The sequence below is a fragment of the Streptococcus oralis SK610 genome (assembly GCF_000257455.1).
Lineage (GTDB): Bacteria > Bacillota > Bacilli > Lactobacillales > Streptococcaceae > Streptococcus > Streptococcus oralis_CB.
The window spans coordinates 17,301-42,440 of the sequence record NZ_AJKQ01000006.1 but is presented as its reverse complement, the minus strand read 5'-3'; the positions used below and the strand labels follow the sequence as shown (position 1 = coordinate 42,440).

The window sequence follows — 25,140 nt, the reverse complement described above, 5'->3', positions numbered from 1 at the left end:
CAGTAGTTAGTGCTTATTATAGAAAAAATATTGCCTAATGTCAATTTAAACCAAGATAGTTCTCTTGGAAACTTTTTTCTTGACATCTTTTCTGAAAATGATAAAATAGTTCTCATGGAAACTTAAATAGTTCTTGTGAGAACTATATTTATCGTGAGAAAGGAGCAATCATGGACAAGCCGATGTTAATGTTTAAACGTTTTGGACACCAGGTTCATCTGATGGTACAGAAAGAAGCCAAGCGATGTGGCATTGAATTTATGGGTGGACCGCAAGGGCAGGTTCTGCGTTTTTTAGATCATTGTGAACAAAAAGAGGAACTGGTCTTGATTAAGGATATCGAGCAAGAACTCAATATTAGCAAATCTGTTGCGAGTAATTTGGTTAAGCGTATGGTACAAAATGGTTTGGTCGAGTTAGAGGCGAGCCCGAGCGATAAGCGGGCAAAATTTGTTCGCCTGACGAAGAAATCGCGTTCGCAGATGCAAAAAGTTAAGGCATTTTTTGATCGGATCGATCAGAGTCTGCTAGAGGGGGTTTCAAAGTCAGACTTGGCAATCTTTGAAAAGGTACTCGGGCAATTGCAAGCAAATGTTGAGAAGATAGGAGGAGAGAATGAAGAAACTCGCTAAACGTATTACAGGAAAAGAGTGGGGAATGATTGTCCTTACGATTCTGTTCACTTGTTTCTCGGTCTATCTCGAGTTAGAGGTACCGACTTACATTTCGCAAATTACAGAATTACTAGGAACGTCTGGAACGCAGTTGGGTGAACTCTGGTCACCAGCTGTGAAGATGATTGGATTGTCTTTATTGGCTTTCTTTTCATCTGTTATGGTTGGTTTCTTTGCTGCTCGCGTTGCAGCCTCCTATACAACCCATCTACGTAGAGACGTATTTCATCGTGTTTTAGATTTTTCGCAGACAGAGATCAAGCGCTTTTCAATCCCAAGTCTCTTGACTCGGACGACCAATGATATTACCCAGGTACAGATGCTCTTTACAATGGGCTTGCAAGTGGTTACTCGTGGACCAATTATGGCAATCTGGGCTATTGGAAAAATCCTTGGTAAATCGGAATACTGGCTCTGGGCGGTCGTTGTGGCTGTTATTGTCAATGTCTTGATGACCACCGTTCTTATGACTCTGGCTTTTCCAAAACAATCGGTCATCCAAAAATTAACAGATAAACTCAATAGTATCACTCGTGAAAGTTTGACTGGGATTCGAGTTGTTCGCGCATACAATGCGGAAGATTACCAAGATAAGAAATTTGAAGCAGCCAATGATGAGGTAACACGTCTCAATCTCTTTGTCAATCGTTTGATGGCGATTATGAATCCCATTATGATGGCGATTTCCAGTGGACTAAGTTTAGCTATTTACTGGATTGGTGCCTATATCATCAACGACGCAAGTTTGACAGAACGACTGCCACTCTTTAGTGATATGGTGGTCTTCATGTCCTATGCTATGCAGGTCGTGATGGGATTCCTTCTCATGGGAGCACTCTTTATCGTTCTTCCTCGTACCTTGGTTTCGGCAGGACGTATCAATCAAGTATTGGATTTGCATTCTTCTATTGAAAATCCTAGTCATGCACAGACAGCGGATCCTTCAGTTCAGGGGCAAGTGGAATTCCGTGATGTAACTTTCCGCTACTCTAAAAACTCAGAAGCAGTCGTGGAACATGTCAGCTTCAAGGCAGAAGCAGGTCAAACCGTGGCCTTCATCGGATCGACTGGATCAGGTAAGTCCACCCTTGTCAACCTCTTGCCACGTTTTTACGACGTTTCAGATGGACAAATCCTAGTGGATGGTGTCAATGTGCAAGATTATGATTTGGAAGATTTGCGCAATAAGGTCGGCTATATTCCGCAAAAAGCTGTACTCTTTTCTGGAGATGTCAAGGGAAACTTGGACTTTGGTAAGAGCAAAGAAACTCCTCTAAGCGAAGCTGCTATGTGGCAAGCCCTTGAATTGGCCCAGTCTAAAAGCTTTATCGAGGATAAGGAAGCAGGACTTGCATCAGAAGTGGCCCAAGGTGGAACCAACTTCTCAGGAGGTCAAAGACAGCGTTTGGCCATTGCGCGTGCCTTGGCTCGTAAACCAGAGATTCTCATCTTTGATGATTCCTTCTCAGCCTTGGACTACAAGACAGATCGTGTCCTACGCCAAGAGCTAGCAGAGAAAACAAAATCCATGACCAAGCTCATCGTAGCGCAGCGGATTTCTACCATTATGGATGCAGACTTGATCTTAGTATTGGATCAAGGAAAAGTCGTGGGACAAGGCAGCCACAAGGAACTTCTAGCTACCAACGAAGTCTACCAAGAAATTGCCTACTCACAACTATCAAAGGAGGAATTGGAACATGGAAAATAAAAAAGTGTCGGTCTGGAAACAGTGCAAACCTTATATGGCAGGCCTCCAACTCCCTCTTCTAATAGCAGTTGTGGCTGCAGTCATTTCAAGTATCATTACCGTTTATGGTCCAACTAAGATTAAAGAAATTACTAACTTGATTTCAGATGGCTTGGTGATAGGAATTGATTTAGAGGCTGTTTCAAGTATTGCTGGATTTTTGGTTGTCTTATATGTATTTGGCGCCATCCTTAACTATACACAGGCCTATATCTTTTCAACGAGTATCCAACATTTTTCAAAACGCTTGCGGACAGCAATCGCTGAAAAAATCAATCGTTTGCCACTTGGCTATTTTGACCGTCATTCACAAGGAGATACCCTTTCGCGCGTGACCAATGATGTGGATACAGCAGCGCAATCTCTCAACCAAAGTCTAGGGACAGTTCTTTCAGCTAGTTTCTTGTTGATTGCTGTCTTGGTGACCATGTTTGGGATGAACTGGATTTTGGCATTGGTAACCGTTGTATCAACCCTTGTTGGTTTTGCAGCGGTTTCCGTAATCATGGCCAAGTCACAGGATTATTTTAAAGCCCAACAAAATAATCTAGCGGCCGTCAATGGTTATGTGGAAGAGATGTACTCTGGCCATAATGTAGTGACCAGCTATAACGCAGTGGACACCTCCAAAGCGAGATTTGCAGGTTTAAACCAAGACTTGCATGATAGTATCTGGAAATCTCAGTTTATCTCTGGTATCATGATGCCAGCCATGTTCTTTGTTGGGAACTTTAGTTATGTCTTAGTCATCATCGTTGGGGCCGCGCTGGCGTTAGAAGGACATATCACGATAGGGATTATTGTAGCCTTTATGGTTTACGTACGGACCTTCTCCCAACCTCTGTCACAGATTGCCCAAGGGATTACGAGCTTGCAACAAGCGAGTGCAGCTATGACTCGTGTATTAGAATTTCTAGCTGAAGCTGAGATGCAGGATGAATCTCATAAGGACAGACAATTGAGCAACATGAAAGGGGAAGTAGTCTTTGATCACGTGTCCTTTGGCTATACACCAGAGCGCACCATCATCCATGACTTTTCTGCGACAGCTCATGCTGGTCAAAAGGTTGCGATTGTTGGACCGACTGGAGCTGGTAAGACAACTATTGTCAATCTTTTGATGAAATTCTATGAGATTGATAAGGGAAGTATCCGTATCGATGGTGTGGATACTAAGGACATGAAGCGCTCAGAAGTGCACGATGCCTTTTCAATGGTCTTGCAAGATACTTGGATCTTTGAAGGAACGATTCGAGAGAACCTGATCTATAATCAGACAGACATCAGTGATGAACGAATGATGGAAGCCAGCAAGGCTGTGGGAATCCACCACTTTATCATGACCTTGCCAGATGGTTACGATACTGTTTTGGATGATACAGTGACCTTGTCTGTTGGACAAAAACAACTCTTGACCATTGCTCGTGCCCTTCTCAAGGATGCGCCACTCTTGATTTTGGACGAGGCGACATCCTCAGTCGACACACGTACAGAGGAGTTGATTCAAAAAGCCATGGACCGTTTGATGGAGGGTCGAACTTCCTTTGTCATCGCCCACCGCTTGTCTACTATCCGAAATGCCGACTTGATTCTTGTCATGAAAGATGGAAATATCATTGAACAAGGCAACCATGAGGAACTGATGGCGCAAGGTGGCTTCTACGCTGACTTGTACAATAGTCAATTTACAGAAGACGAAGCAGAAGAATAAATCAAAAGAAGGCTTGACGGCCTTCTTTTTCTGCACTATACTAGAAGACAAGTGCCTCACCTAGAGGTAAAAATAAAGTGATAATGAGAAGAATACATGAAAAATTATCAAGAATGGTATAGCAACCTTAGCTCTAAACTAACTAGCCATCCCACCCTTCTATTTCTGTTACGCAGTTTTAATCGCTTGATGACAGTCGCCATGCCCCTGGTCTATCTGACGTTGCTAGTCACTACTTACCTGCAGCTAGGACTTGGGAAGCAAGTTGGGGTTTATGTGCTTATTCCTGCATCAGGTTTTGTGATTTTGTCTCTTTTTCGTAAGAGAATCAACCACCCGCGACCTTATGAAACTTGGGACATCCGTCCCCTGCTTGACAAGGATAGTTCGGGACAGTCGTTGCCCAGTCGCCATGTCTTTTCGGCAACTATCATCTCCATGGGCTGTCTGCATGCTAGTCTACCTGTTGGCTTAGCATGCTTGATCTTTTCAGCTTTGCTGGGCTTGGTGAGGGTTTTAGGGGGTGTTCATTATCCCGAGGATGTCTTGATTGGCTATGCTTGTGGTCTGATGTGGGGATTCCTTTTCTTCCTATTCTGACATGTAAGTTAAGCTAGTCCTACAACCACTTACTGCTTCAAAATGACCACTTGCTTTTTTGCCCTTGTATTCCTGGCTTAGCTTTGATATAGTAGAGTCAGAAAGGAGATGTGATGAAGTTACGAATTGAGATTGACGGCAATTTAGAGGAGACTGAAATTGTCATCAAGACACCCACTTTGACAGATGAAATTGCAGATTTGCAACGACTTTTGCAAGAGTCAAAGGCTCCGAGGTTGACTTTTTACAAGGGGACAGGTGAATATTATCTAGACCTGTCAGAAATTCTCTTCTTTGAAACAGAAGGGAGCAAGATTTATGCTCATAACCAGAAGGAAGCCTATGAAGTTCGTCTCAAACTTTATGAGTTGGAGTCCATCTTACCTCGCTATTTTAGTCGAGTGTCCAAGTCAACGATCGCAAACATCCGTCAGATTTACTCAGTGGACAAGTCCTTTTCAGGAACGGGCACCATTTCCTTTTATCAGACGCACAAGGAGGTTCATGTCTCACGGCATTACCAATCCCTCCTAAAAGAAAATCTAAGAAACATGAGGTAAAAAACATGAAAAAGAAAGCATTTGGTATTGTTTTATTGGTTTTAGCAGCTTGGATCTTGCTGCAAGGGAATTTTGGAATTCCTTCTTTGGATGGCAAGATATGGCCTTTACTAGGTATTGTTTTTTTTGCTTATAAGTCCATTGAGTCCATCCTTAGACGCCATCTCACTTCGGCAGTTTTTACAGGGTTACTAGCGCTCATCATTGCAAATTACGCTTATGACTTGTTACCAGTTACCAATCATTCTCTCATCTGGGCTAGCATCTTGGTGGTACTCGGAGTTGGTTATCTGACGCATTCAAGTAAGTTCTGGAATGAAAAAAAATGGTGGTACGATGGGAAAAAAACAGTCGTCACGGATAAGGAAGTCGCTTTTGGTAGCGGGACCTTCTATAAGCAAGATCAAGATCTCGTAGATGACCAAGTGGAAGTCGCTTTTGGGGATGCTAAAATCTACTATGATAATGCAGAGATGTTAGGTGATTTTGCAACTTTAAATATTGAAGTGGCCTTCGGGAATGCAACTGTCTATGTTCCACAACACTGGCGTGTCGATTTGAAAGTAGAAACCTCCTTTGGTGCAGCTAAGGCAGATGCTCCTGTAGCGCCAACAAACAAAACCTTGATTATCCGTGGGGAAGTCGCTTTTGGTAAACTTGGAGTTGTTTACGTTAAATAAAAAAATAGTTCTAAGTGTCTAGAGTTTTGGGAAAGTGAAAAATTAAATATCATATAACCTGAGAGGGCGAGAAAATCGCTCTCTTTTTTCGTTGCAAAAATTAAAGAAAGGAGAAAAAATGTCAGATAATCCAGAATTGATGAGATATATTTAGGGAAATAAATTATATACCTTGATTCTATAATTTATTTCATTGTCCCTTTAAAACAGATTTTCTCATTATCCATTATGATATAGCTGTGAATTAACACTAGCTTGTGACAAGAAAGGATTACCTATGAAACAACACAAAACAAAGGTCTCAAGGTTGACTAGAGACGTAATGATTTTAGATTTGATGAATACAATGGGATGGACTAGAAGCCGTGCTATTGCAGCTATTGAAGAGTTAGAGCAAACTCATCTTGTTTATTTTCCTGAAGCTGGTGGTTTGAGGTTACAAGTTGTAGGAGGCTACTAATGGCGGATATCACGATTGACCAACTAGCCACTCTAACTTTTTATCAAATTCCAGAAATCTTTTTCACCCGTATTCAACACAATGAGAACGGCTATGTCAAATTGACTAGTTCTTACACGGGTCTTTCATCTGATGCTAAGTTAGCTTATGGCGCTCTTTATAATCGCTGTAAATTAAGTATCAGTTCATTCCAGAAGGGAAATAGAGATTACGTTGATGAAAATGGAGCGGTCTTTCTAATTTTTACAGTTTCTGACCTGATGCTGCTATTGGATAAGGGAAAGATGAAGGTTACTAAGATCAAGAAAGAACTACAAGAACATGGTCTCTTACGAGAAGTTAGGCAGGGACTCAATAAGCCGAATAGACTTTATCTTCAGCTAGTCGATGCTAATTTAGAAATAGTGGAGCACTATTCAGCTGATGGTGAGTTACTGAAGAGGGTTAATGCCTTTGGTAAAGTTCTATATGAAAAAGTACCCCAAAGCATTGGTAATAGCGAAAGTATCAAAAACGGACGTCCGCAAAATGGACTTCAAAACGTCCACGAATCGGACGGAATAAATACAGAGAAGAGTAAGATTGATACTCTTTACGATACTAATCGATACGAGGGCGAGTCATCTTTATCTGATTTATCAATCTCTGAAGCATTTAAAATGGGGCAACATGGTTTTCTTTCTCCTCAACTAGTTCAGAAACTCAGTTTGTTTGGAAAAGATGCAAAAATTCTTGAAAATAAAATCTATCAATCGAAACGTCAAGTTGAGAAGAATTACAACAACCTCTTAGCTGATCAGGAAATTTATGGAGAGGTTTGGCTGCAAGATCTTGAACGTGAGCTTGATAAATTGATTTTCAAAATTAAAACTGGAGAGGCTGAAGGAAAATCAATCCAGAATGTTCCAGCCTACTTCTACAAAATGATGATTCGTTTTTGGAAGATGGCTCTACTCATTGAAAAAGAACATGGTTTCCTGGAGGTATCAGGACAAAGCGAGTACGCCAAAAAATTCCCTGATGAGTGTCCAAGTCTGATTGCACGTTATTATCCAGATAAACTACCGGAGACGAAACTCAATAGCTATTTATCAGAATTGTCTAAGGGAGTTAAAACATGTTAAAAGATGAATTTAGACCAATTGATGGTAAAGTGCTAACGATAGGTCGTAGCCCGAAGGAGAAAATCTACATGGTTCCTAAAGCTGTTTTTGATTTACCGAAAAAAGAAAGAGCTGAGAAACTCAGCCAAATTTTCTCATCATGGCAACAGAAAGAGGATTGATTTCATGGGATTGTTTAATAACCAAGAGAGAATGAACAGATTACAAGCTGTGAAGGCTACACCTTCTCAACCAGTTCAAGAGATTGAAATGATTGTAGAGTATTTTGATAAAACGGTAGACAGTATTTCCGTCACTTCCAACTTAGAGGAACTAGAAAAATTGGTATCAAGTTCATTTGGAACAGGAGCGAGTATGAATTTTCTATCAGCGACTCCGCCGTTTTCTATCAATCCTCGATGGGTGAAGAAGATAACTTATCGGACAAAATAAGGAACAATATCAGGAGAATAGTAATGTTTCAGCTAGGGTTAATGATTATATTTTTTATCGGTTTATTATTGTGTACTATTGGCAAAGTTATAAATGAAGTGGATAATGCTTCTTTGCTGGATGATGAAATACTATCAAGTCCAAATGAAGAAGGAGACAAGTAGATGTGAGGAAACAAACACAAAATCGTATTAAAGAATTACGAAAGCGGTCTAGACTGTCTCAGCAAGCCTTGGCTGATCAGATAGGAGTATTTCGTAACACCATATCGAACTGGGAAACAGGATATAGTCAGATAAGTCTTGAAAATGCTAAAAAAGTAGCAGAATACTTTGGTGTAACCATTGACTACCTGTTAGGATCAGAATCGGACTAAACCTAGTAAAGTTAAATCTATATTGACCGAGAAGTCATTAAACTACAGACCTTTGAAAACTGAATACAAGGCTTGCCCTGATACAGCGTGGCTATGGATAAAAAAGAAACGGGGGCGAGTAGCAAACTAGAAAAGGATATCTAGTCCAGCCACTGAACGAAAAAGCATGATAATGATCATAAGCTGAAGGAGTAAGGGTTCCTAGACTATAAACCCAGCGCATGAAATACCGATGTAAAAATACGTTTTTACACAGCACGGCGTTATTTCGCCTTTCAACTTCAAGGAGAAATCTATGACAGATGAAATAACCGTCCGCCTAAAGGACTTAAAAAATTTAGGAAAACAAGGAGGTGCGACAGCTCGCTTAGAGGACGGCACAGACCTTATTCTGAAGCCAGACTATGCAGTCAAACAGGCTAGAGGATACGTAGACGGTCTTTTAAGGGATGTTGAATTTCATTTGCCTTATAAAAAGGTTTATGATCAAATTCGCACTATTAAGAGAGATGCTCAAGTTATAGCTCGAAAAGTTAAGACACCATCAGGAATGGAGCTTCGTTTAACTGGAAAAGGTTATAACCCGAAAAATAAATAAAGAAAAGGAAAAATCAAAATGAACAAGAAACAAGTATTAGCTACACTAGCACTTTCAACTATCGCACTTGCACAAGCTGGTTATGTATCAGCAGACGAGCTTGCACCAATTGATTCTTCTGCCCCAGCAACAGAAGTCGTTACGCCAACAACGCCTAGCGCTTCAACGGAAACAGAGGCTCCAGCAGTTCAGCCAACGGAGCCTTCAGTTACTCCAGTAGATCCAACAGCGCCAAGTGCTCCACAGGACAAGGATAATGCTGAGAGCCTTGATGGTGTTCCAGCAGACAAACCAGCAACATCAAATCAGTCAGCACCTTCAGACAAGCCACAGGACAAGGATAATGCTGAGAGCCTTGATGGTGTTCCAGCAGATAAACCAGCAACACCAAATCAGTCAGCACCTTCAGACAAGCCACAAGGTAAAGATAATGCTGAAAGTCTTGACGGAGTGCCAGCTGAAAAGCCAAAAACAACTGATGAGGCAAATGAGCAAGGGAAATCTCAAATTGGGACAACATCTACATCAACTGGACAGGTTGTCCATGATGTAACTAAAGAGCCCGTTGAAACAAATACAGGTGCGTCTATTGTTAGCACCCAAAACGGAAACGTAGTCCTTTCAGATGGTTCTGTAGTGGCTCCAGAAGAAGTTGGTGGAACAGTTAACGAAGATAAGACTATCTCTGTTACTGATTCAGAAGGCAAACTCAAAACACTTCCAAACACTGGGACTGCAGAAAGCATTCTGGGTGCTATTGGAGCCATGTTGTTGACAGCAGTTGGCTACTTCTACAAGAAGAAAATGTTTTAAGGTAAAATTGAAAGGAAACAATTAAATGACAGAAAAAACACAAGGACACGGATATTTCCGTAAGAAAAAATGGGCTAAAGGCCTAGTATCAGGAATTGCAGTTGCAGGTATTGTAGCCTTCTCTGCAGGTTCTGTATTGGCGGATGAAGCAGTACAGCCTGAAAGCAAAAACGACAACAACACATACGCTAAACAAGCTGGTAAGGCAACAGGAAGCCAGCCTGTAGCGATTGATAATAGTGCAGTCACAAAGGCTGCTTCAACTGCTAAACAAGCTGGAGTAGTTGTGTCTGAGACATCAAGCGTTGATAAGGGTACAGATACTACTTCATCAAATCTTGAGCAGTCTAAGGGTGAAATTAAACAAGACCAGGATAAGCAAATCAAGGCACTTGAAGAAACGACTGCAAAACAAGTCGAAAACAATACAGCCTTCAAGGAAGCGCAGGAAGCCATTCAAGCTAATAATAGCTTTGTAGCGGATGAAAAAGCCAAGCATGGAGGGGAAACAACTGTCACAGTGACCAATGACAGTTCGACTGCCACAGATGGGACAGCAACCCAAAACAAGCAAGCTGCTTCAACAGCTAAACAAGTTTTGTCAGAAAATAAAAAAGCAGTAACAAACTACCTGGGTGAAAAATCTAAGTATGATGCTACTGTTGAACAAGCTACTGCTCTTAACAAAGCGGTAGAAAGCGCATCTGAACAGCTGAAGAAAGAAAAGGTTGACGTTGAAGTCGTTACACGTACGGTCTCTTCAGTTGCAGAAGTAGAAGCATTGAAGAAACAAAATGAGCAGGCTATTGTAACCGCTAAAAGCAAGGTGGAACTTAACAAAGCTCTCATGGCTGCCTATACAGAGAAGAAGAATGCTAGTGATCAAGTCAATCAAGATGCTGATCGTAAATCAACAGATTTGAAAAACTCTGGTGTACTCTTAACCTCTAAAACTCAAGAAGTTTCTTCAGCCGATGAAGCGAAGCAAATTGGGAAACAAAACCAACAATCTTATGACCAGGCTAAGAAAGCACAAGCAGAATGGCAGAAGAAATACAATGAACTTCAGTCTAAGACCAAAACTGAAGGGTACACAAAAGAAGTAGTCTTGCAAGCTCTGAGCCTTGCTGCTGCCAATCCAAATGCTAACGTAAAATCTAGTGCTTCTGGCGCTAAAGAATTGACTACAAGCTATATCGCTTCTTCAAGTGGAAATTCTGGATATGGTCGCATTCTTGATTCTACCAAAGTCTTGAAATATCGGGATGTTGGAAATGGTTGGAAAACAGAAATTGACTATACTGGTTTGAAAGGCTTAACCGTATCAACAGCAGATGGTCAAAAACATGATATTTCTCGTATCCACCGTAAGTTTGAAATCATCAACCAAGGTGAAACTGGTCTAATTGACGTTTATGTTTTGAATGATCCTACTGAAGGATTTGTCGCTGCACGTAATGATGGTATTGGGACATCTTATGACTATATGCGTTTCAGAGTCACAGATACCTACTACTACAACGTGGATGGGAAAGAAGTGGCCTTTAATGCTTCAGAAAAAACTCCAGCAACCCTTACTTATTCATCGCTGAACTACAACATGATTGGTTGGGAAGGTGCTGGTGCAGTCAATGGTAAGAACGTTGAAATCAATGGTTCAACCGTTACCTATCACAAAAATGACGGGTACAACTATGCTGATGATTACAATACAGTGGAAAAAATTGGCTTAACATGGGATACTTCTGACTCGCCTTACCAATACAAGGGAGCTGCGCTTGGTGTCTTTAAAGAAGGAACAGCCTTCTCGAGTGATTTTACTCAATGGGATAATTACGCAACAACAGCAGGACAGACATATTGGTTTGCATTAAACACTAAAGTTGTAGCGCCAGTTGTTGAAGTTCCAGCTACGGCAACTATCACAAAAATAACCGTGAAGCCAGGTAAGACTGAACCTGTATCAGCTGAATTGGTCAAAGCGAAGAATCCAGTTAAGCCAACCTTGGCGCTTAAAACCCTTTCTGAAACCAAAAATCAGAAATTGTCAGCAAGCTATCACGGCTATAAATTGCAGTATAAGCCAGTTGTCAGCAAATCTGTAGCAGATACAGACAAAACCAATACAGATGGTCAAACAGTAGCTAAAAACGCTACTCAGCTTTATACATTGCATCATGATAATATCTATGCCAATGTGAAAAAGGGTGACAAGATTACCATCATTGATCCACTTGAAGCTGGAGCAGTTCCTGATGTAGCTGTTACAAAGGCAGCTGCAGAGAAAGCAGGATGGGGTGTTGCCTATGATGCAGGAAAGAACACTTATACCTTTACTGCTACTTATGAAGGGAAACGCTTAGAAGCTCCTGTGATTACCTGGAAGCCAATCTATGATAAAGGTTTCTATGATAACACTTATAAAGTGTTAGTGAATAACTACGAGGTGTACTCAAACACTGTTACCAACTACACTCCAAGACCTCCAAAACCAGTCAAATCTGTGTTAGATCATTCTGGTAAGAATATAAACGGGGCGACAACATTTGATCGCAACGTGACTTTCCGCTTGATGACAGATTACAGCCCATACACCAAAACCCTTGCTTCAGCGCAAGCACTTGGTAAGAAGTTCGCAATCCTGGACGATGTTCAAGATAAAGCCTTCACAGTTGACCACAGCAAGATCAAGATGACTGCTGCAGGTAAAGATGTAAAAAATCTATTTGATATGTACCATGTGCTCTCAGACAAAGGACGTACAGATGCAATCAATAAAATCCTGAAGGAATTGAACTTGAATCCGAAGGGTGAATTCTATCTCTGGGTAGCAAAAGATTCCAAGAGTTTCTATCAAAACTACGTGAAACCAAATAAAAATGTGACCATCGATCTTCCAGCCAAACTCTTAGTAAAAGAGGGAGAAATTGTGAAGAACGATTTTAAACAGATAGATTTTGGGAATAGCTATCAGTCGAATCTTGTAACAGTTGAAGTTCCAAATGTTAAGCCAGAAAAACATGTACTTGATAGAACTGGCAAGAAAGTTCTTGATGGCAAAGAAGTCCAGCTAGGTGATTTTGTTCAGTACCTTCTTGATGGAGTAACTGTTCCAGAAAAACATGACACATTGTACCAATATGATGGTCTGGATAAACTCGATACGAAACATGACCGCTATACTGGGAATTGGAAAGGTATCATCAAGGGTACAGAATACACAGCAGAAAAAGAGCTTGTGTTACCTTATGATGTGACATTGAAAAATGGTAAGGTTATCAAGGCAGGAGATAAGATTCCCAAAGGTAGCTCTTATGCCTTTACCTTTGAGTTCAACCAAGATACCAATTCAGAGTTTATCAAGAAGCTTGTGACTGTTAAGTGGGTTGCCAAAGGTGGTCAATGGTCTTACGTTATCAATCAAGATTTCCTAAACTCTCTAGGAGTTAAAGGAACCTTTGATGCAGATTTCTACATCGAGGCGGAGCGTATTGAAACTGGTGATAAGATTGAGAATACTTTCATCAATATTGTCAATAAACAAGAAATGACTGCCAAGGTTATTACTCGTACACCAGAACCACCTAAACCAACACACCCAGAAAAACATGCACTTGATAAAACGGGTCAGAAAGTCCTTGATGGTAAAGAAGTACAGCTAGGTGAATTGATACAGTACCTTCTTGATGGAGTAACTGTTCCAGAAAGACACCATACGTTGTACCAATATGACGGTTTGGATAAACTCGATATGAAGCATGACCGTTATACAGGTAATTGGAAAGGTATCATCAAGGGTACAGAATACACAGCAGAAAAAGATCTAACGTTGCCTTACGATGTTATCCTGAAGGATGGCAAAGTTATCAAAGCAGGCGATAAGATTGCCAAAGGTAGCGCTTATGCCTTTACCTTTGAGTTCAATCAAGATACTAATTCAGAGTTTATCAAGAAACTTGTGACTGTTAAGTGGGATGCCAAAGGTGGCCAATGGTCTTATGTTATCAACCAAGACTTCCTAAAATCTCTAGGAGTTAAAGGAACCTTTGATGCAGACTTCTACATCGAGGTAGAGCGTATTGCAGCTGGAGAAGTTGAGAATACTTTTGTCAATATTGTCAATGGACAAGAAATGACTGCCAAGGTAACAACCCACACTCCAGAACCCCCAAAACCTGAAGAACCTGGAAAACCAAAACAATCACTGCCAAACACGGGAACAGCAGCAAGCATGCTTCCAACTTGGGGAATGATTTTGGGATTGTTGAGTCTTGCAGGAGCTGGGCTTCGTAAGCATAAAAAATAGAACATCTAGAAATTCCCCCTCATCTATGGTATAATGAAGCCATAAAAAAGAGGGGGAAGAGAGATGAGAAAGGACACGAAAATGGATGCACATGTGACTAGAAGTGGATATAGATACTACACTCCAACTCAAAAAAAATCAGAAGTCACTAAGCCTGAAGAAGAGAAGAAGTGGAAAAAAGGCCTCAGTTGGCTAGGAAAAGCCATCTGGTCAGGAATAAAGAATCTACCGAGTGTAATTGCGAGAGCTGCCGTTTTGATGGTTGCGACTCCACTCATGTTTCTCCTCTTTATCTTTAATCTGATTAAGAGCTTGATTGCGATAGCAATTGGTTGGGTAGTATTTAAGATTGTAGTTGTCCTAGGCTATGCTGCTTTTTGGGAAATATATTTTTGGATAACAAAATCAGGTCCCTCTGCAGATGTAGAGAAGCAGTTAGATTGGCTTATGACTAACTTTTTCTTTCCTCAAAAGGTTCCCATCTACTATTGGTGGGAAACGACTATTATCGTTGTCTTAGCGGTGATTACAGCCCTCTCTCTAACCTTTCGTCCAACGGATGAAACATAGTATTGAATAAACAATGTAGGTGCTAAGGATTTTTTTAGCACCTTTTTATAAAAAGAAAGCGAGAAAAAAATAATGGATGCAGTTGTAGATTTTATTAACAAAATTGGGAATATCGGTGGGATTATCGGTATTGGTTGGGCCGCTTGGGGTGCCTGGGACTTAGCAGTAGGAATCAAACGTGAATTGGATGACAAGAAGGATAAAGGGATCCAAAGTTTGATTTTAGGCGCTCTTCTTGGCGCCGTCCTAAAAGCACTCTTTACAGCTTTAGCAACAGGTCTTCAATCTCTTGGTTAGGATGAAGAAGAAAGAGGAGGTGGTTTTATGGACCAATCCACACTTGATCAACTAACCATGAGTCTGAAAGACTATAATGCGACAGCCTATGAATTGATGGAAACTGTTTCAGGATCGATGGGGAAGGTAGCAATTTTGCTCCTTCTCCTTTTTATGGGAATCAACCTCATGAATTGGCACCAACAACTTAAAAGCAATGGAGGAGAGCTGTCATTTCAGCTTTGGATTGAAGAAATCCTCAAGTATGCTATCGCACTCTTTTTTATCCTCTATGTGGATGCGATTTTTGATGCCTTGTCATGGTTGTTCAATGTTATCATTAAGTTAGTAGCCAAGAATGCTACAGATCCTTTCAGTTCTGAGCCACCAGATTTTAAAGGTTTGGGTATGATTGAGAAATCATTCTTTAAAATTGTTTATTCGGTTGTTGATTTTGTCGGTCAGATATCGACTAAGTTGTTGATCCTGTTACGCTCCTTTACGCTTTACACGTATAAGGGAATCGCTAAAATTATTGTCGCTTGTTACATGGTGGATAGCTTACGCCCGATCTGCCTCGGTTTCTTTAAGCTCTATGCTGCTGCTGTCCTTCAGGGATTGATTTTAGTGGTTGTGACCATGCTTTATCCAGCTATTGTCACGAATGATTTATTGACACTTAGCAATACTGGAGCTTTTATAACTGCACTCGTAGCCATTGCAAAAGGAATCATTTACATCATTATGCTATTTGGTAGTCAACGCATGGCTAAGAATATCATGCAGGTGAACTAGGAAGGAATTTGCTAAAAAGGTACTGAAGAAAGGAACAGAATGACACGTTTAGGCAGTGAATTTTTAAAGGCTTTAGATAGCTACGAAAGGCCAGTTATAGGGTATATGACACTGAGACAGTTAGTGCTACTATTTGGGATAGCATTGACAGTAGTTGTCACTACTATTCTCTATTGGCTGAAGGCACCTGATATAATCCTTTATGGCGTTGATATTTTATTATTAGCGCCTTTTGTTATTTTCGGGTGTTATATTGATGAAAAGATTAAAGATGAGGTTCGTTTCCTTTTGACTAAGCAGGAACGCTCTTATCAGACAGATTATGACAGAAAGGAATATACAAGAAATGAATTTATTCGGCCGAAAGAAAACCCCGAAACTCTCTAAGGAAGAACGGGAACGGGCCAAACGTCTAAGACGTACCATGACGGCATCTACACAGAATAGTCTTAATTATCAATGGTTGATGCCTGATGGGCTCATGAAAATTACAAATGATCAATTTTCAAAGACCTATCGCCTAGGTGATACAAGCTATATTACTGCAACAGATGATGAGCGAATTGATATCATTGAAACAAGCGCTGATATTTTTAATTCGCTGGATATTGACAATGATATGCAGCTATTGATCCTGAATCGTCGAGTAGAAAGCAATAGCTTATCTTCTATCCGCTATGATTTAGTTGGAGATGGATATGACGATTATCGTAAAGAATACAATGCGATGATCAATGATCGTTTTTCTCAGGAACAAAATACCTTCAAGGTAGAAAAATATCTGACGATTACTACCCAAACAGACCAGGATCATCAAGCTAGAAGAATCCTTGATGATACAGCCAGCGTTATTGAAAGTCAGTACAGTGGCTTAGGAATCTCCTTTAAGGAGTTAGAGGGATTAGATCGTCTTCTTATCTTCCGAAAACTCTTGAGGCGAGAAGGTTTTATTGATTTCAACTATGAAGACATCGCTATTTCTGGATTATCAACCAGGGACTTTGTAGCTCCAAACTATCTAAAGTTTGAAAAAGATCATATGAAAATTGATGATTGTTTCGCAAGGGTGATGTATGTTAGACAATATCCTACCTTCTTGAATGACAAACTGATTAAGAATATCCTGGATACAGGAATTGAGCTGGCTATCAGTCTGCATGCGAAGCCCTATGATACTGCAGATGCCCTGAAGAAAATCAAGACAGTTAAGTCAAGTGTACGTAGGGAAATGATCAAAAGTCAGAAGGCTGCAGCAAAAGAAGGTTATGGAAGTGACCTGGCTGTTGGTGGGAAGGCTGTGGAGACATCTCGTGAAACAGAGAAATGGACTGAAGAACTCCAGGACAATGACCAAAAAATGTTTTCAGGTGTGATGACGATTTTCTTCATGGCTGACAGTCTGGAGGAGTTGAATATCTACACTGAGCAGGTTCAACGATCTGTCCGTAAGAATACGGTAGAACTGGATAAGTGTTACTTGTACCAGGAAGAATCCTTGAATACGATTCTACCGATTGGGATTCCATTTATCAATGTGAAACGCCGTTTTATGAGAGATATGACTACCAGTAACCTGGCCACACAAGTCCCATTTACCAACGTAGATCTTCGATCTAACAGTCCACGTGCAATTTATTATGGCCAGAATCAGCTATCTAAGAACGCTATCACAGTTGACCGTAAGAAAGACTTGAATACAGGTTCGGGTTGTATCTTTGGGACGTCAGGATCAGGAAAGTCAGTTCTTGCTAAAGGAGGAGAGATTATTCCTACAACTCTACGTTACCCTGAAGATAATATTATTATCGTCGATCCTGAAGATGAGTACACTGGTATTGGCCGAGAATTAGGTGCAGAAATTATCACAATCGCTCCTGGATCGCAACATCACTTTAACTTGTTGGATCTTCCTGATAAGGATAAACTGCAGGCAGAAGATAGTGACCTGATTGGCCAAAAATCAAACCTCTTATCAACCTTGTTTGAAAATATATTCTCTGAGGTATCAGACGATGAATTTGCGATGATTGACCGTGTAACGAGAAAGACCTATGAGGAATTTGAAAAACCAACATTTAAGGATTGGCAATCAGTTTTAGAACGACAACCTGAAGATGTGGCCAAGGATTTGGCGCTGAAGGCTGAACCTTATACGGTTGGATCAAATGATATTTTCGCACATCCTACAAACGTCAATATGAATAGTCGCTTTATTATCTTCAATCTCAAGCAGTTGAGTGGTAAATTGAAGCCATTTGCCCTCCTGGTGATTCAGGACTTCATATGGAACCAGGTAGTCAATAATCAAGGAAAAGCTATTACATGGTTGTACTTTGATGAGTTGCAGCTATACTTCAAAAATAAACTGCAAGCAACCTTCTTTACAGAGCTATACTCACGTATTCGTAAGTACGGGGCTATTCCAACAGGGATTACCCAGAACCCAGAGACTGTTTTATCTACAGAGGAAGGTAGAAAGCTAGTCGCAAACTGTGAGTTTCTAGCCCTCCTGAAGCTGAAGCGGACAGACCTAGAAGCCCTGGAGCAGGTAATTCCTCTTACACCTTCACTGGAGCGATTTGTTTTGCGACCAAAAGCAAAAGGTACTGGTTTGATCGTAGCTGGAGATACGATTGTTCCATTTGAAAATCCTATCCCTAAAGATACCAAACTGTATCAATTGGTTGCGACAGATAGTTAAAAAATAGAAAGAGAGGTGATTTCTTTTGTTTAAAAGTGATCCCAATCAATTAAAAAAGGAGCGTAAGCGGAGAATCAAAGAAGGATCCTCCCAGAATGCAGAAAAAAATCCTAAAGAAGCACGTTTAAACTCAAAAGTTGCATTTAAAGAAGCTAAGAAGAATTATCGCTTAGCGAACAAAGATTATAAACTACACAAAGGACCTCAAGCAACAGCTAGAGGTCTTTTCTTTAAGCAACAACGTGATCGAGCAAAGTTGGAAAAACAAATTGCAACAACGCTCTATAAACGAGCTAAAAAAGCTGATGACAGTTATATCCCTAGCCGCCTAAAGAAACGTGCAAAACAAAGTGCTCGAATGAAAACGAGACACGACGTTGAGAAGACAGTCAGAGATAATGATATTCTTGGAGACTGGGTTCAGGCGAGGCAAAACATTCGTCAATTTAAGTACCAGGTAAACGCCTCTAAAAGAGCGTTAAATGCTGTAGGAAAATTATCCAAGTATTCAATCAAGCACAGCTATGGACAGCTCAATAGAAGCTATAATTTCATCAGAGGGCGAGGGTATACTCGAACACCAAAAGAGTTCTCCTGGGAAGGAAAACTCAGCAAAAAGATGAAACAAACTAGGGATCGTATAGCTCGTTCAAAATTTGGGAAAGTATCAAGAGGTACAGGAAAGGTCTTGAAGGTTGTGACAAAGCCTCTACGTTCCATTCTATCCAATCCATTAGCTGTCAAGTCCTATTTCTTAATGTTCCTCATCTTTGCAGTATTTGGGGCATTTATGGCCATGTTTGGAGGAAGTGGTCCTGTCCAACAAAATGAATTTGACCTGAACAAGTCCTGGCTTCAAATTAGTAAACGAGATCGAGAGAAGTCAAATGATAAGGTAGACTATTGGACCAACATCGATGACATGATCTTTTTCATGAACTTCCGCTACGGTAGTGAGTGGAAACCAGAAAGTAACTGGAATGAGGGGACTGGTGGTGAATGGGCTGGGATATTAGGCTTCAATCACTATTCGGATGCCTTGAATGATCTTTGGAATCATTTGAATGATGACCCTCACAACTTGAAAAAGATGGCTGACTTATATGGCCCCTCGTCAGACCTCAAGTGGACGAAGTTGAGTGATAGCGAGTTAGAAGAGTATAAAGAGCTAGAGGAGTTGACTAAAGAAGTTGGTCGATACCCCTCTTATCAAGAACTAGCTAATCCCTTTTACCAGGAAGACGACCCTTCTTATCAAGCTCCTTTAGTTATCCTGAAGCGGTTTGGTTATACCTCTAAGAGTGAAATCTATGAGAAAACACAACTAAAAGCTTCAACAGGACAAGCTCTAAGAGCTCCTATTGACGGTCAAGTCAGTGTGACAGATGATACTACTATATCCATCAAAACAGATAAAGCCATCTTTACTTATGAAGAGGTAGGAAATATCCGTGTTTCTGACGGTGATCAGGTCAAAACTGGAGACGAGGTTGGGAAGGTAACGGCAAATGGTTACCAGGTCATTCAGTATCAAAAACTGGAGGAAAAAGAGACAAAGGATAAGAAAGAAAAGTGGACATCAGTCAATCCAGGCTTTTACTTTCAATCTGTCACGTACAATCAGACAACCTCAGTCATTACTACACTTGATGGTGATTTAGGACAAAAATCACGAGCGATAAAAGACTACTTGAAGCAAAAGGTACCAGGGCTGACAGATAATGGTTTGGCAGCCATGCTTGGAAATTTTGCAACTGAAAGTAATATCAATCCTAAACGTGCTGAAGGAGATTACCTTAACCCACCAGTAGGGGCTGATTCTTCTTCCTGGGATGATGAGTCCTGGTTAGCTATTGGAGGACCCGCTATTTATAACGGAAGATACCCAAATATTCTCCATCGAGGCTTAGGACTAGGTCAGTGGACAGATACAGCGGATGGTTCCACTAGGCACACTCTATTATTGAATTATGCAAAATCAAAAAATAAAAAGTGGTACGATTTAGAACTGCAGTTAGACTTTATGTTAGATGGAGATACTCCTTACTACATCACTGAACTGACATCGATTCTAACCAGCACAGAAAACGTAGAGACACTTACAGAGCGTTTCCTGGTTAACTGGGAAGGGAACTCTGGAGATAAGGTCTTAGAACGCCAGAATAACGCTAAGCAGATCCACGCTTTTCTTACTCAACAAGTTCGAGGAGGTGGAGCGTTAGCGTCTTCCTGGAATTTCCCTGAAGAGTATAAGTCAAAAGTGGAACACCCTCCAACACAGGCTTCTATGACTACACAACAAGGAAGCGGTTATGATGTGGGACAATGTACTTGGTATGCCTATAATCGTTTAGTTGAACTAGGAACGATTACAGACTTATCAGGAGCTTATGGTTACCTTGGTAATGGTCAGGATTGGGTGGCAAGCCTAGTCGCAAAAGGATGGCGGTATAGTACAACTCCAACAAAAGGAGCTGTTGTATCAGTAGTAGGTGGATTTGGTGGGACACCAGATGTATACGGCCATGTTGCGATTGTGGAAGCTGTGAATCCAGACGGTTCATTCCTCGTTTCAGAATGTAATATCCAAGGTGTACAGGATAAGGTACATTTTTCTGTCCTATATCCAGCTTACTACTATACGTTTGCGACACCAAATTAAAAAAGAAAGAAGGTAAATCATGAAAATGATAGATATGGAGAAATTGAAACTCCTTAAAATAGGAGGAATCCTTATAGGAGTTGTATTAGTTCTAGGATTCGTATTCTGGATTGGTGCAGCAACCTCATCGCAAAAGAAAGCTAAACAGGAAGCTGAAACTACGCAACAAGAAACCAAAGCAGAGGGAAGCGAACTAACGCAAGAATATGTAAAGGAATTTTTGACGGCTTACTTCAATAAGCAGGATCTTGGAGAAAATAGAAATCGCTATTTGCCCTATATGACAGAAGCTGCTTACAATCAGGAAGTGAACTCTGAAGAAGAACCAACGGTACAAACCTATAAGGGCTATGTAGTGGATACACAGATGAAGTCTTCTACCATCTACATCGATCAAGAAAATAATGTTGTCCTAGCTCAAGTGAGATACACTCAGACACAGTTACAGAAGAAGTATGATTATACTAACGCCCAAACAAACGTAGGATCTTCAAGAACCATACGGATTCGCTTCAGCAAGCAAGATGGGAAATACCTGGTAAATCATATTGACCCTATTTTGATTGTGGACAGCTTGAACGCCAGCGAAAAGGCGAGTATTCCATCGTTAAACAAACCAATCACTAGTACAGAAGGGAAAAAGGAACAATGACAAAATTAGAAACTTTGGAAAAACAAAAACAGAAAGCGAAAGACCGCTTAGCTGACTATATGACCAAGGTCAAGAAGGAAGAAGAGAGACTGCAGCAGCTAGAAACTCAAATCATTCTGGCCAAGCATGAGGAACGATCAAACTACTTGGCTGAACATAATTTAACCTGGGCTGATATTAAAGCAGCTCTTGCTGAAGGAAAATTGAAAGGAGCTGAAAAACATGTACCGTTTAACCAATCTGACACAAAACACGACAACAACGTATAAAAATCGGGACCTTGTGTATCAAGCGCTGGAACGAGAAAATGCTAAGGTTAAACACCAGGAGGCAGAAGCCGTTTTATTGGTAGAGGAACTGGATAAAAAGAATGTAGTGGTGTACCAAGAAGATGTCTATTTGCCGTTTGAAGGGATCGCAGATAGCCTCTTCCTGAAGCCTGGTATGGTGAATAACAAGGAAGCTGCACCAAAAGAAGCAAAAACCTCTTTCTTTAAGCGCCAGCCAAAAACAAAACATCAAGAGAAGACTCCTGAAGAAAAAGCTGAAGCCTCTTCCTTGAAACATGAAACTCCCAAACCTCGAAACTCTTCTAAACGCTCTTTTTGGGTGTATTTAGGAAGAGTTTTGGTGTTATTGGGTCTAGTAGGAAGTCTGACACTTGCTGGCTTATCACTTACGCTAGTTTACCATCAAGAAAAGCAACTCTCGGCCGTATCAAAGGAACTTTCAAATCTAAAAACCATTCAGTCAAAAACAGGGGAACTAGATGCCTTTTCACGTTACTTTTTGCCAGCCCTTTACTCTGATAAAGGGAAAATGGCTGATTTCGTAGCTCCTCAATTAACGATAGATAGACAAGCAGGTCAACTGCAGTCTGTGATTTTGGAATCTAGCTTGATTGTTGATGAAGCAATTTATCAGCTAACCTATGTAGTAGCCGTGAAAGACGGTGAGAACAGAAGTCAGAAACGCTTGGTAGTTACTGTGAAGGAAGAACCTTCAGCGCCTTACGGATTCCAGGTTATTGCCAAGCCAGAACTATCCAATTATCCAAAATAAAGGAGGTCTTACATGGATCAAGAAAAAGTCAGTCATTCTCTGGCTTTAAAAGGAAAAGTTACCCTGGAGATGACGATACAAGCTCTGTATGCCCTCGCAAAAGCCCATTATGACAAGAAACAACATAAGGCGGCAAATCGAACTTTTGAAGGGGAGACACGTTTTAATGACTTTATGGCCACAAAATCAAAAAAAGATGTCGAGAAGTTATTAAATAGTGAAGTTCACTTGGCTAAGTTGAAGCATTACCTGGAGGAGTATAAGGTAGGTTTTACTTATCATCAAAAAAATGATACAACCTATCTCTTCTTTGAAACAAAAAATCGTCCCCTGGTAGAAAAGGCTCTCAAAGATATGTTGGCAGACATCACGAAAAGCCCAGAAAAATTGGAAGAGTTTGCGAAAAAGGTGCTGAAGAAACCACATGAAATGACTCCTGAAGATAAAATCAATTACTATAAGACAAATAAGGTTTATAAAGGAATGATGCCAGTTGTTACGAAGGAGATTGGGAAGGAGAAGACACGATGATTAGAAAACCTATATGGCCCTACCTGGTGGTGGGGCTATTTTCATTTGTTATTTTCCAGTCCTTTTACCATTACTACCAACTTTCGACTGCAGCAGTACCTTTCATGGGAATGTTGCGACTTCGTTGGTTGCTAGAACACTGGGAACGCTTCTCTTTTGGTGTTTTCTTTGATTCAGGAGCCTTATATGCAGGGTTGATCGGATTCGGCCTCCCAATGCTTGTCTATGCTTCTATGGATAAGAATTTATATCGTCAGGGAGAAGAACAAGGTAGTGCTCGTTTTGCGACGTTGAAGGAAATGAGACGTTTTGAAGACGTTGATTTTGAGAAGAATATGATTTTTTCAAAACAGGTCAAAATGGGGCTATTTAACTTTCGCTTAGCCTACAATGTGCAACTCAACAAAAATGTGATTGTTATTGGTCTTCCAGGAGACGGTAAAACCTTTACGTTTGTATTGCCGAATTTAATGCAGATGAACTCAAACTTTGTGGTGACGGATCCTAAAGGAAACCTGGTACACGAAGTTGGGAAGATGCTTGAGAAGGCAGGCTATGCTGTTAAAATCTTTGATTTGATCCGTCTCAAGAATTCAGATCGGTTTAATCCTTTTCATTACATGAAGTCTGAGCTAGATATTGATCGTATCTCTGAAGCGATCACTGAGGGAACAAAGAAGAGTGAGCATACTGGTGAAGACTTCTGGGTTCAAGCAGAGTTGATGCTGCAACGTGCATTGATTGGTTATCTCTATTTTGACTCTAAGGATCCTGAAACAGGAGTCCAGTTATACATGCCAAACTTGGGTCACGTTGCGGATCTATTAAGAAATATATATCGAGAGGATCCAGATGTCCCAAGTCCTGTTGAGCAGATGTTTGAAGAATTGAACGAACACCAGCCTAACAACTATGCCTACAAGCAGTGGAAACTATTTCAAAACTTTAAAGGCGAAACAAGAAATAGCGTGGTTGCCATTTTGTCTTCTCGTTATTCTATCTTCGACCACGAAGATGTCCGAAACTTAATCAGTGAAGATACCATGGAAATGGATACCTGGAATACGAAAAAGACAGCTGTTTTTATTGCTATTCCTGAAACCAATAACGCCTTTAATTTTCTTTCCTCAATCTTGTTTGCGATTGGTTTTGAGGTTCTCACACATAAGGCTGATGATATCCTGCAAGGTAAAGTACCTGGATACAGTAGAAAAAATCTTCGCCACATTCAGTTTATCTTCGATGAGTTTGCGCAAATTGGCCGTATACCAAACTTTGCCCAGGTCCTCTCTTCTATTCGTAGTCGTGAGATGTCTATTAAGATTATCATCCAAGCTGTCAATCAGCTAGAATCACTTTATAAAAGTGATTGGAAGACCATCTTTAATAACTGTGCTACTCACCTATTTTTAGGGACAAATGACAAGGATACGATGGAATACTATTCTACAAGGTCAGGTAAGCAGACTATACGTACTAGATCCACCTCAAAATCGCATAGTTATCGTAATGGCTCATCAAGTGAAAATAAACAAATTCAAGGCCGTCCCCTTCTAACTCCAGATGAAGTCGCAAGAATTGGCGTAGAAGAAGGATTGGTCTTTATTTCTAAACAAAATGTCTTCAGAGATAAAAAAGCAAGTGTCTATGATCATCCTAGAAAAGATGAGATTGCAAGTTCTCCTGAAGACAAAGAAAACTGGTACGAATATACTCGAAAAGGGACAGATATCGATGGCTTGCTTTTATATGCCAACGATTTGACTCCGCAACTAAAAGAGTTATTCGTGGCCTAACGTACAGAAAG

Annotated in this window: 26 protein-coding genes; all 26 read left to right on the top strand. The window is 40.6% G+C overall.

Annotation, left to right across the window (positions count from 1 at the left end):
* The first annotated feature begins 170 nt into the window (after positions 1-170).
* On the top strand, positions 171-632 hold the full coding sequence (locus HMPREF1115_RS03760; RefSeq protein ID WP_000360521.1) for a MarR family winged helix-turn-helix transcriptional regulator: 462 nt from the start codon (positions 171-173) through the stop codon (positions 630-632).
* The gene (locus tag HMPREF1115_RS03755; protein WP_000731809.1) at positions 616-2,385 is read left to right on the top strand and encodes an ABC transporter ATP-binding protein; all 1,770 of its coding nucleotides are present in this window, start codon (positions 616-618) and stop codon (positions 2,383-2,385) included. The genes HMPREF1115_RS03760 and HMPREF1115_RS03755 overlap by 17 nt, the downstream gene beginning before the upstream one ends.
* On the top strand, positions 2,375-4,135 hold the full coding sequence (locus HMPREF1115_RS03750) for an ABC transporter ATP-binding protein (RefSeq protein ID WP_000428392.1): 1,761 nt from the start codon (positions 2,375-2,377) through the stop codon (positions 4,133-4,135). Before HMPREF1115_RS03755 ends, HMPREF1115_RS03750 begins: the two co-directional genes overlap by 11 nt.
* A 96-nt stretch (positions 4,136-4,231) precedes the next feature.
* Positions 4,232-4,735 (top strand): phosphatase PAP2 family protein, encoded by a 504-nt coding sequence (locus tag HMPREF1115_RS03745; RefSeq protein ID WP_000800957.1) that lies wholly within the window; start codon positions 4,232-4,234, stop codon positions 4,733-4,735.
* 113 nt (positions 4,736-4,848) lie between these two features.
* A complete protein-coding gene (locus HMPREF1115_RS03740; protein ID WP_000776591.1) occupies positions 4,849-5,295 on the top strand; it encodes a LytTR family DNA-binding domain-containing protein in 447 nt (148 codons plus the stop codon).
* 5 nt (positions 5,296-5,300) lie between these two features.
* Positions 5,301-5,975 (top strand): LiaF transmembrane domain-containing protein, encoded by a 675-nt coding sequence (locus HMPREF1115_RS03735; RefSeq protein ID WP_000725743.1) that lies wholly within the window; start codon positions 5,301-5,303, stop codon positions 5,973-5,975.
* Between the two features lie 277 nt (positions 5,976-6,252).
* Entirely contained in the window at positions 6,253-6,435 is a 183-nt protein-coding gene (locus HMPREF1115_RS12165; protein WP_000809178.1) for a hypothetical protein, read from the top strand.
* Positions 6,435-7,559, top strand: a complete 1,125-nt coding sequence (locus HMPREF1115_RS03730; protein ID WP_000763712.1) for a replication initiator protein A — start codon at positions 6,435-6,437, stop codon at positions 7,557-7,559. Before HMPREF1115_RS12165 ends, HMPREF1115_RS03730 begins: the two co-directional genes overlap by 1 nt.
* Entirely contained in the window at positions 7,553-7,720 is a 168-nt protein-coding gene (locus HMPREF1115_RS12205) for a hypothetical protein (protein ID WP_000910110.1), read from the top strand. The genes HMPREF1115_RS03730 and HMPREF1115_RS12205 overlap by 7 nt, the downstream gene beginning before the upstream one ends.
* A 4-nt stretch (positions 7,721-7,724) precedes the next feature.
* Complete coding sequence (locus HMPREF1115_RS03725) at positions 7,725-7,991, top strand: hypothetical protein (protein ID WP_000522442.1); 267 nt, start codon at positions 7,725-7,727, stop codon at positions 7,989-7,991.
* A 23-nt stretch (positions 7,992-8,014) separates the two neighbouring features.
* The gene (locus tag HMPREF1115_RS12200) at positions 8,015-8,155 is read left to right on the top strand and encodes a hypothetical protein (RefSeq protein WP_000487121.1); all 141 of its coding nucleotides are present in this window, start codon (positions 8,015-8,017) and stop codon (positions 8,153-8,155) included.
* A 2-nt stretch (positions 8,156-8,157) separates the two neighbouring features.
* Positions 8,158-8,367, top strand: a complete 210-nt coding sequence (locus HMPREF1115_RS03720; protein WP_001231371.1) for a helix-turn-helix transcriptional regulator — start codon at positions 8,158-8,160, stop codon at positions 8,365-8,367.
* 295 nt (positions 8,368-8,662) lie between these two features.
* Positions 8,663-8,965: a hypothetical protein gene (locus HMPREF1115_RS03715; protein ID WP_000128978.1), complete on the top strand. Its 303-nt coding sequence runs from the start codon at positions 8,663-8,665 to the stop codon at positions 8,963-8,965.
* A gap of 18 nt (positions 8,966-8,983) precedes the next feature.
* Positions 8,984-9,778, top strand: coding sequence for an LPXTG cell wall anchor domain-containing protein (locus HMPREF1115_RS03710; protein ID WP_001036086.1), 795 nt, complete (start codon positions 8,984-8,986; stop codon positions 9,776-9,778).
* A gap of 25 nt (positions 9,779-9,803) precedes the next feature.
* Positions 9,804-14,084, top strand: a complete 4,281-nt coding sequence (locus tag HMPREF1115_RS03705) for an SspB-related isopeptide-forming adhesin (protein ID WP_000137076.1) — start codon at positions 9,804-9,806, stop codon at positions 14,082-14,084.
* Between the two features lie 63 nt (positions 14,085-14,147).
* Positions 14,148-14,654: a hypothetical protein gene (locus HMPREF1115_RS03700; protein ID WP_001224301.1), complete on the top strand. Its 507-nt coding sequence runs from the start codon at positions 14,148-14,150 to the stop codon at positions 14,652-14,654.
* A 72-nt stretch (positions 14,655-14,726) separates the two neighbouring features.
* Positions 14,727-14,951, top strand: coding sequence for a hypothetical protein (locus HMPREF1115_RS03695; protein ID WP_000340303.1), 225 nt, complete (start codon positions 14,727-14,729; stop codon positions 14,949-14,951).
* Positions 14,952-14,978: 27 nt separating this feature from the next.
* The gene (locus HMPREF1115_RS03690; protein WP_000372833.1) at positions 14,979-15,725 is read left to right on the top strand and encodes a hypothetical protein; all 747 of its coding nucleotides are present in this window, start codon (positions 14,979-14,981) and stop codon (positions 15,723-15,725) included.
* 39 nt (positions 15,726-15,764) lie between these two features.
* On the top strand, positions 15,765-16,112 hold the full coding sequence (locus tag HMPREF1115_RS0102025; protein WP_000197454.1) for a PrgI family mobile element protein: 348 nt from the start codon (positions 15,765-15,767) through the stop codon (positions 16,110-16,112).
* Positions 16,072-18,426 carry a VirB4-like conjugal transfer ATPase, CD1110 family gene (locus tag HMPREF1115_RS03685; RefSeq protein WP_002882051.1) on the top strand — a complete coding sequence of 785 codons (2,355 nt, stop codon included), beginning with the start codon at positions 16,072-16,074 and terminating at the stop codon, positions 18,424-18,426. Before HMPREF1115_RS0102025 ends, HMPREF1115_RS03685 begins: the two co-directional genes overlap by 41 nt.
* Positions 18,427-18,451: 25 nt before the next feature.
* A complete protein-coding gene (locus HMPREF1115_RS03680; protein ID WP_000476982.1) occupies positions 18,452-21,088 on the top strand; it encodes a phage tail tip lysozyme in 2,637 nt (878 codons plus the stop codon).
* Positions 21,089-21,107: 19 nt separating this feature from the next.
* A complete protein-coding gene (locus HMPREF1115_RS03675) occupies positions 21,108-21,740 on the top strand; it encodes a hypothetical protein (protein WP_000781854.1) in 633 nt (210 codons plus the stop codon).
* Positions 21,737-22,009 carry a hypothetical protein gene (locus tag HMPREF1115_RS03670; protein WP_000163606.1) on the top strand — a complete coding sequence of 91 codons (273 nt, stop codon included), beginning with the start codon at positions 21,737-21,739 and terminating at the stop codon, positions 22,007-22,009. The genes HMPREF1115_RS03675 and HMPREF1115_RS03670 overlap by 4 nt, the downstream gene beginning before the upstream one ends.
* A complete protein-coding gene (locus HMPREF1115_RS03665; protein ID WP_000286089.1) occupies positions 21,963-22,802 on the top strand; it encodes a hypothetical protein in 840 nt (279 codons plus the stop codon). The genes HMPREF1115_RS03670 and HMPREF1115_RS03665 overlap by 47 nt, the downstream gene beginning before the upstream one ends.
* Before the next feature lie 12 nt (positions 22,803-22,814).
* Positions 22,815-23,333, top strand: coding sequence for a hypothetical protein (locus HMPREF1115_RS03660; RefSeq protein ID WP_000371856.1), 519 nt, complete (start codon positions 22,815-22,817; stop codon positions 23,331-23,333).
* Entirely contained in the window at positions 23,330-25,129 is a 1,800-nt protein-coding gene (locus HMPREF1115_RS03655) for a VirD4-like conjugal transfer protein, CD1115 family (RefSeq protein ID WP_000619814.1), read from the top strand. The genes HMPREF1115_RS03660 and HMPREF1115_RS03655 overlap by 4 nt, the downstream gene beginning before the upstream one ends.
* The last annotated feature ends 11 nt before the right edge of the window (positions 25,130-25,140 follow it).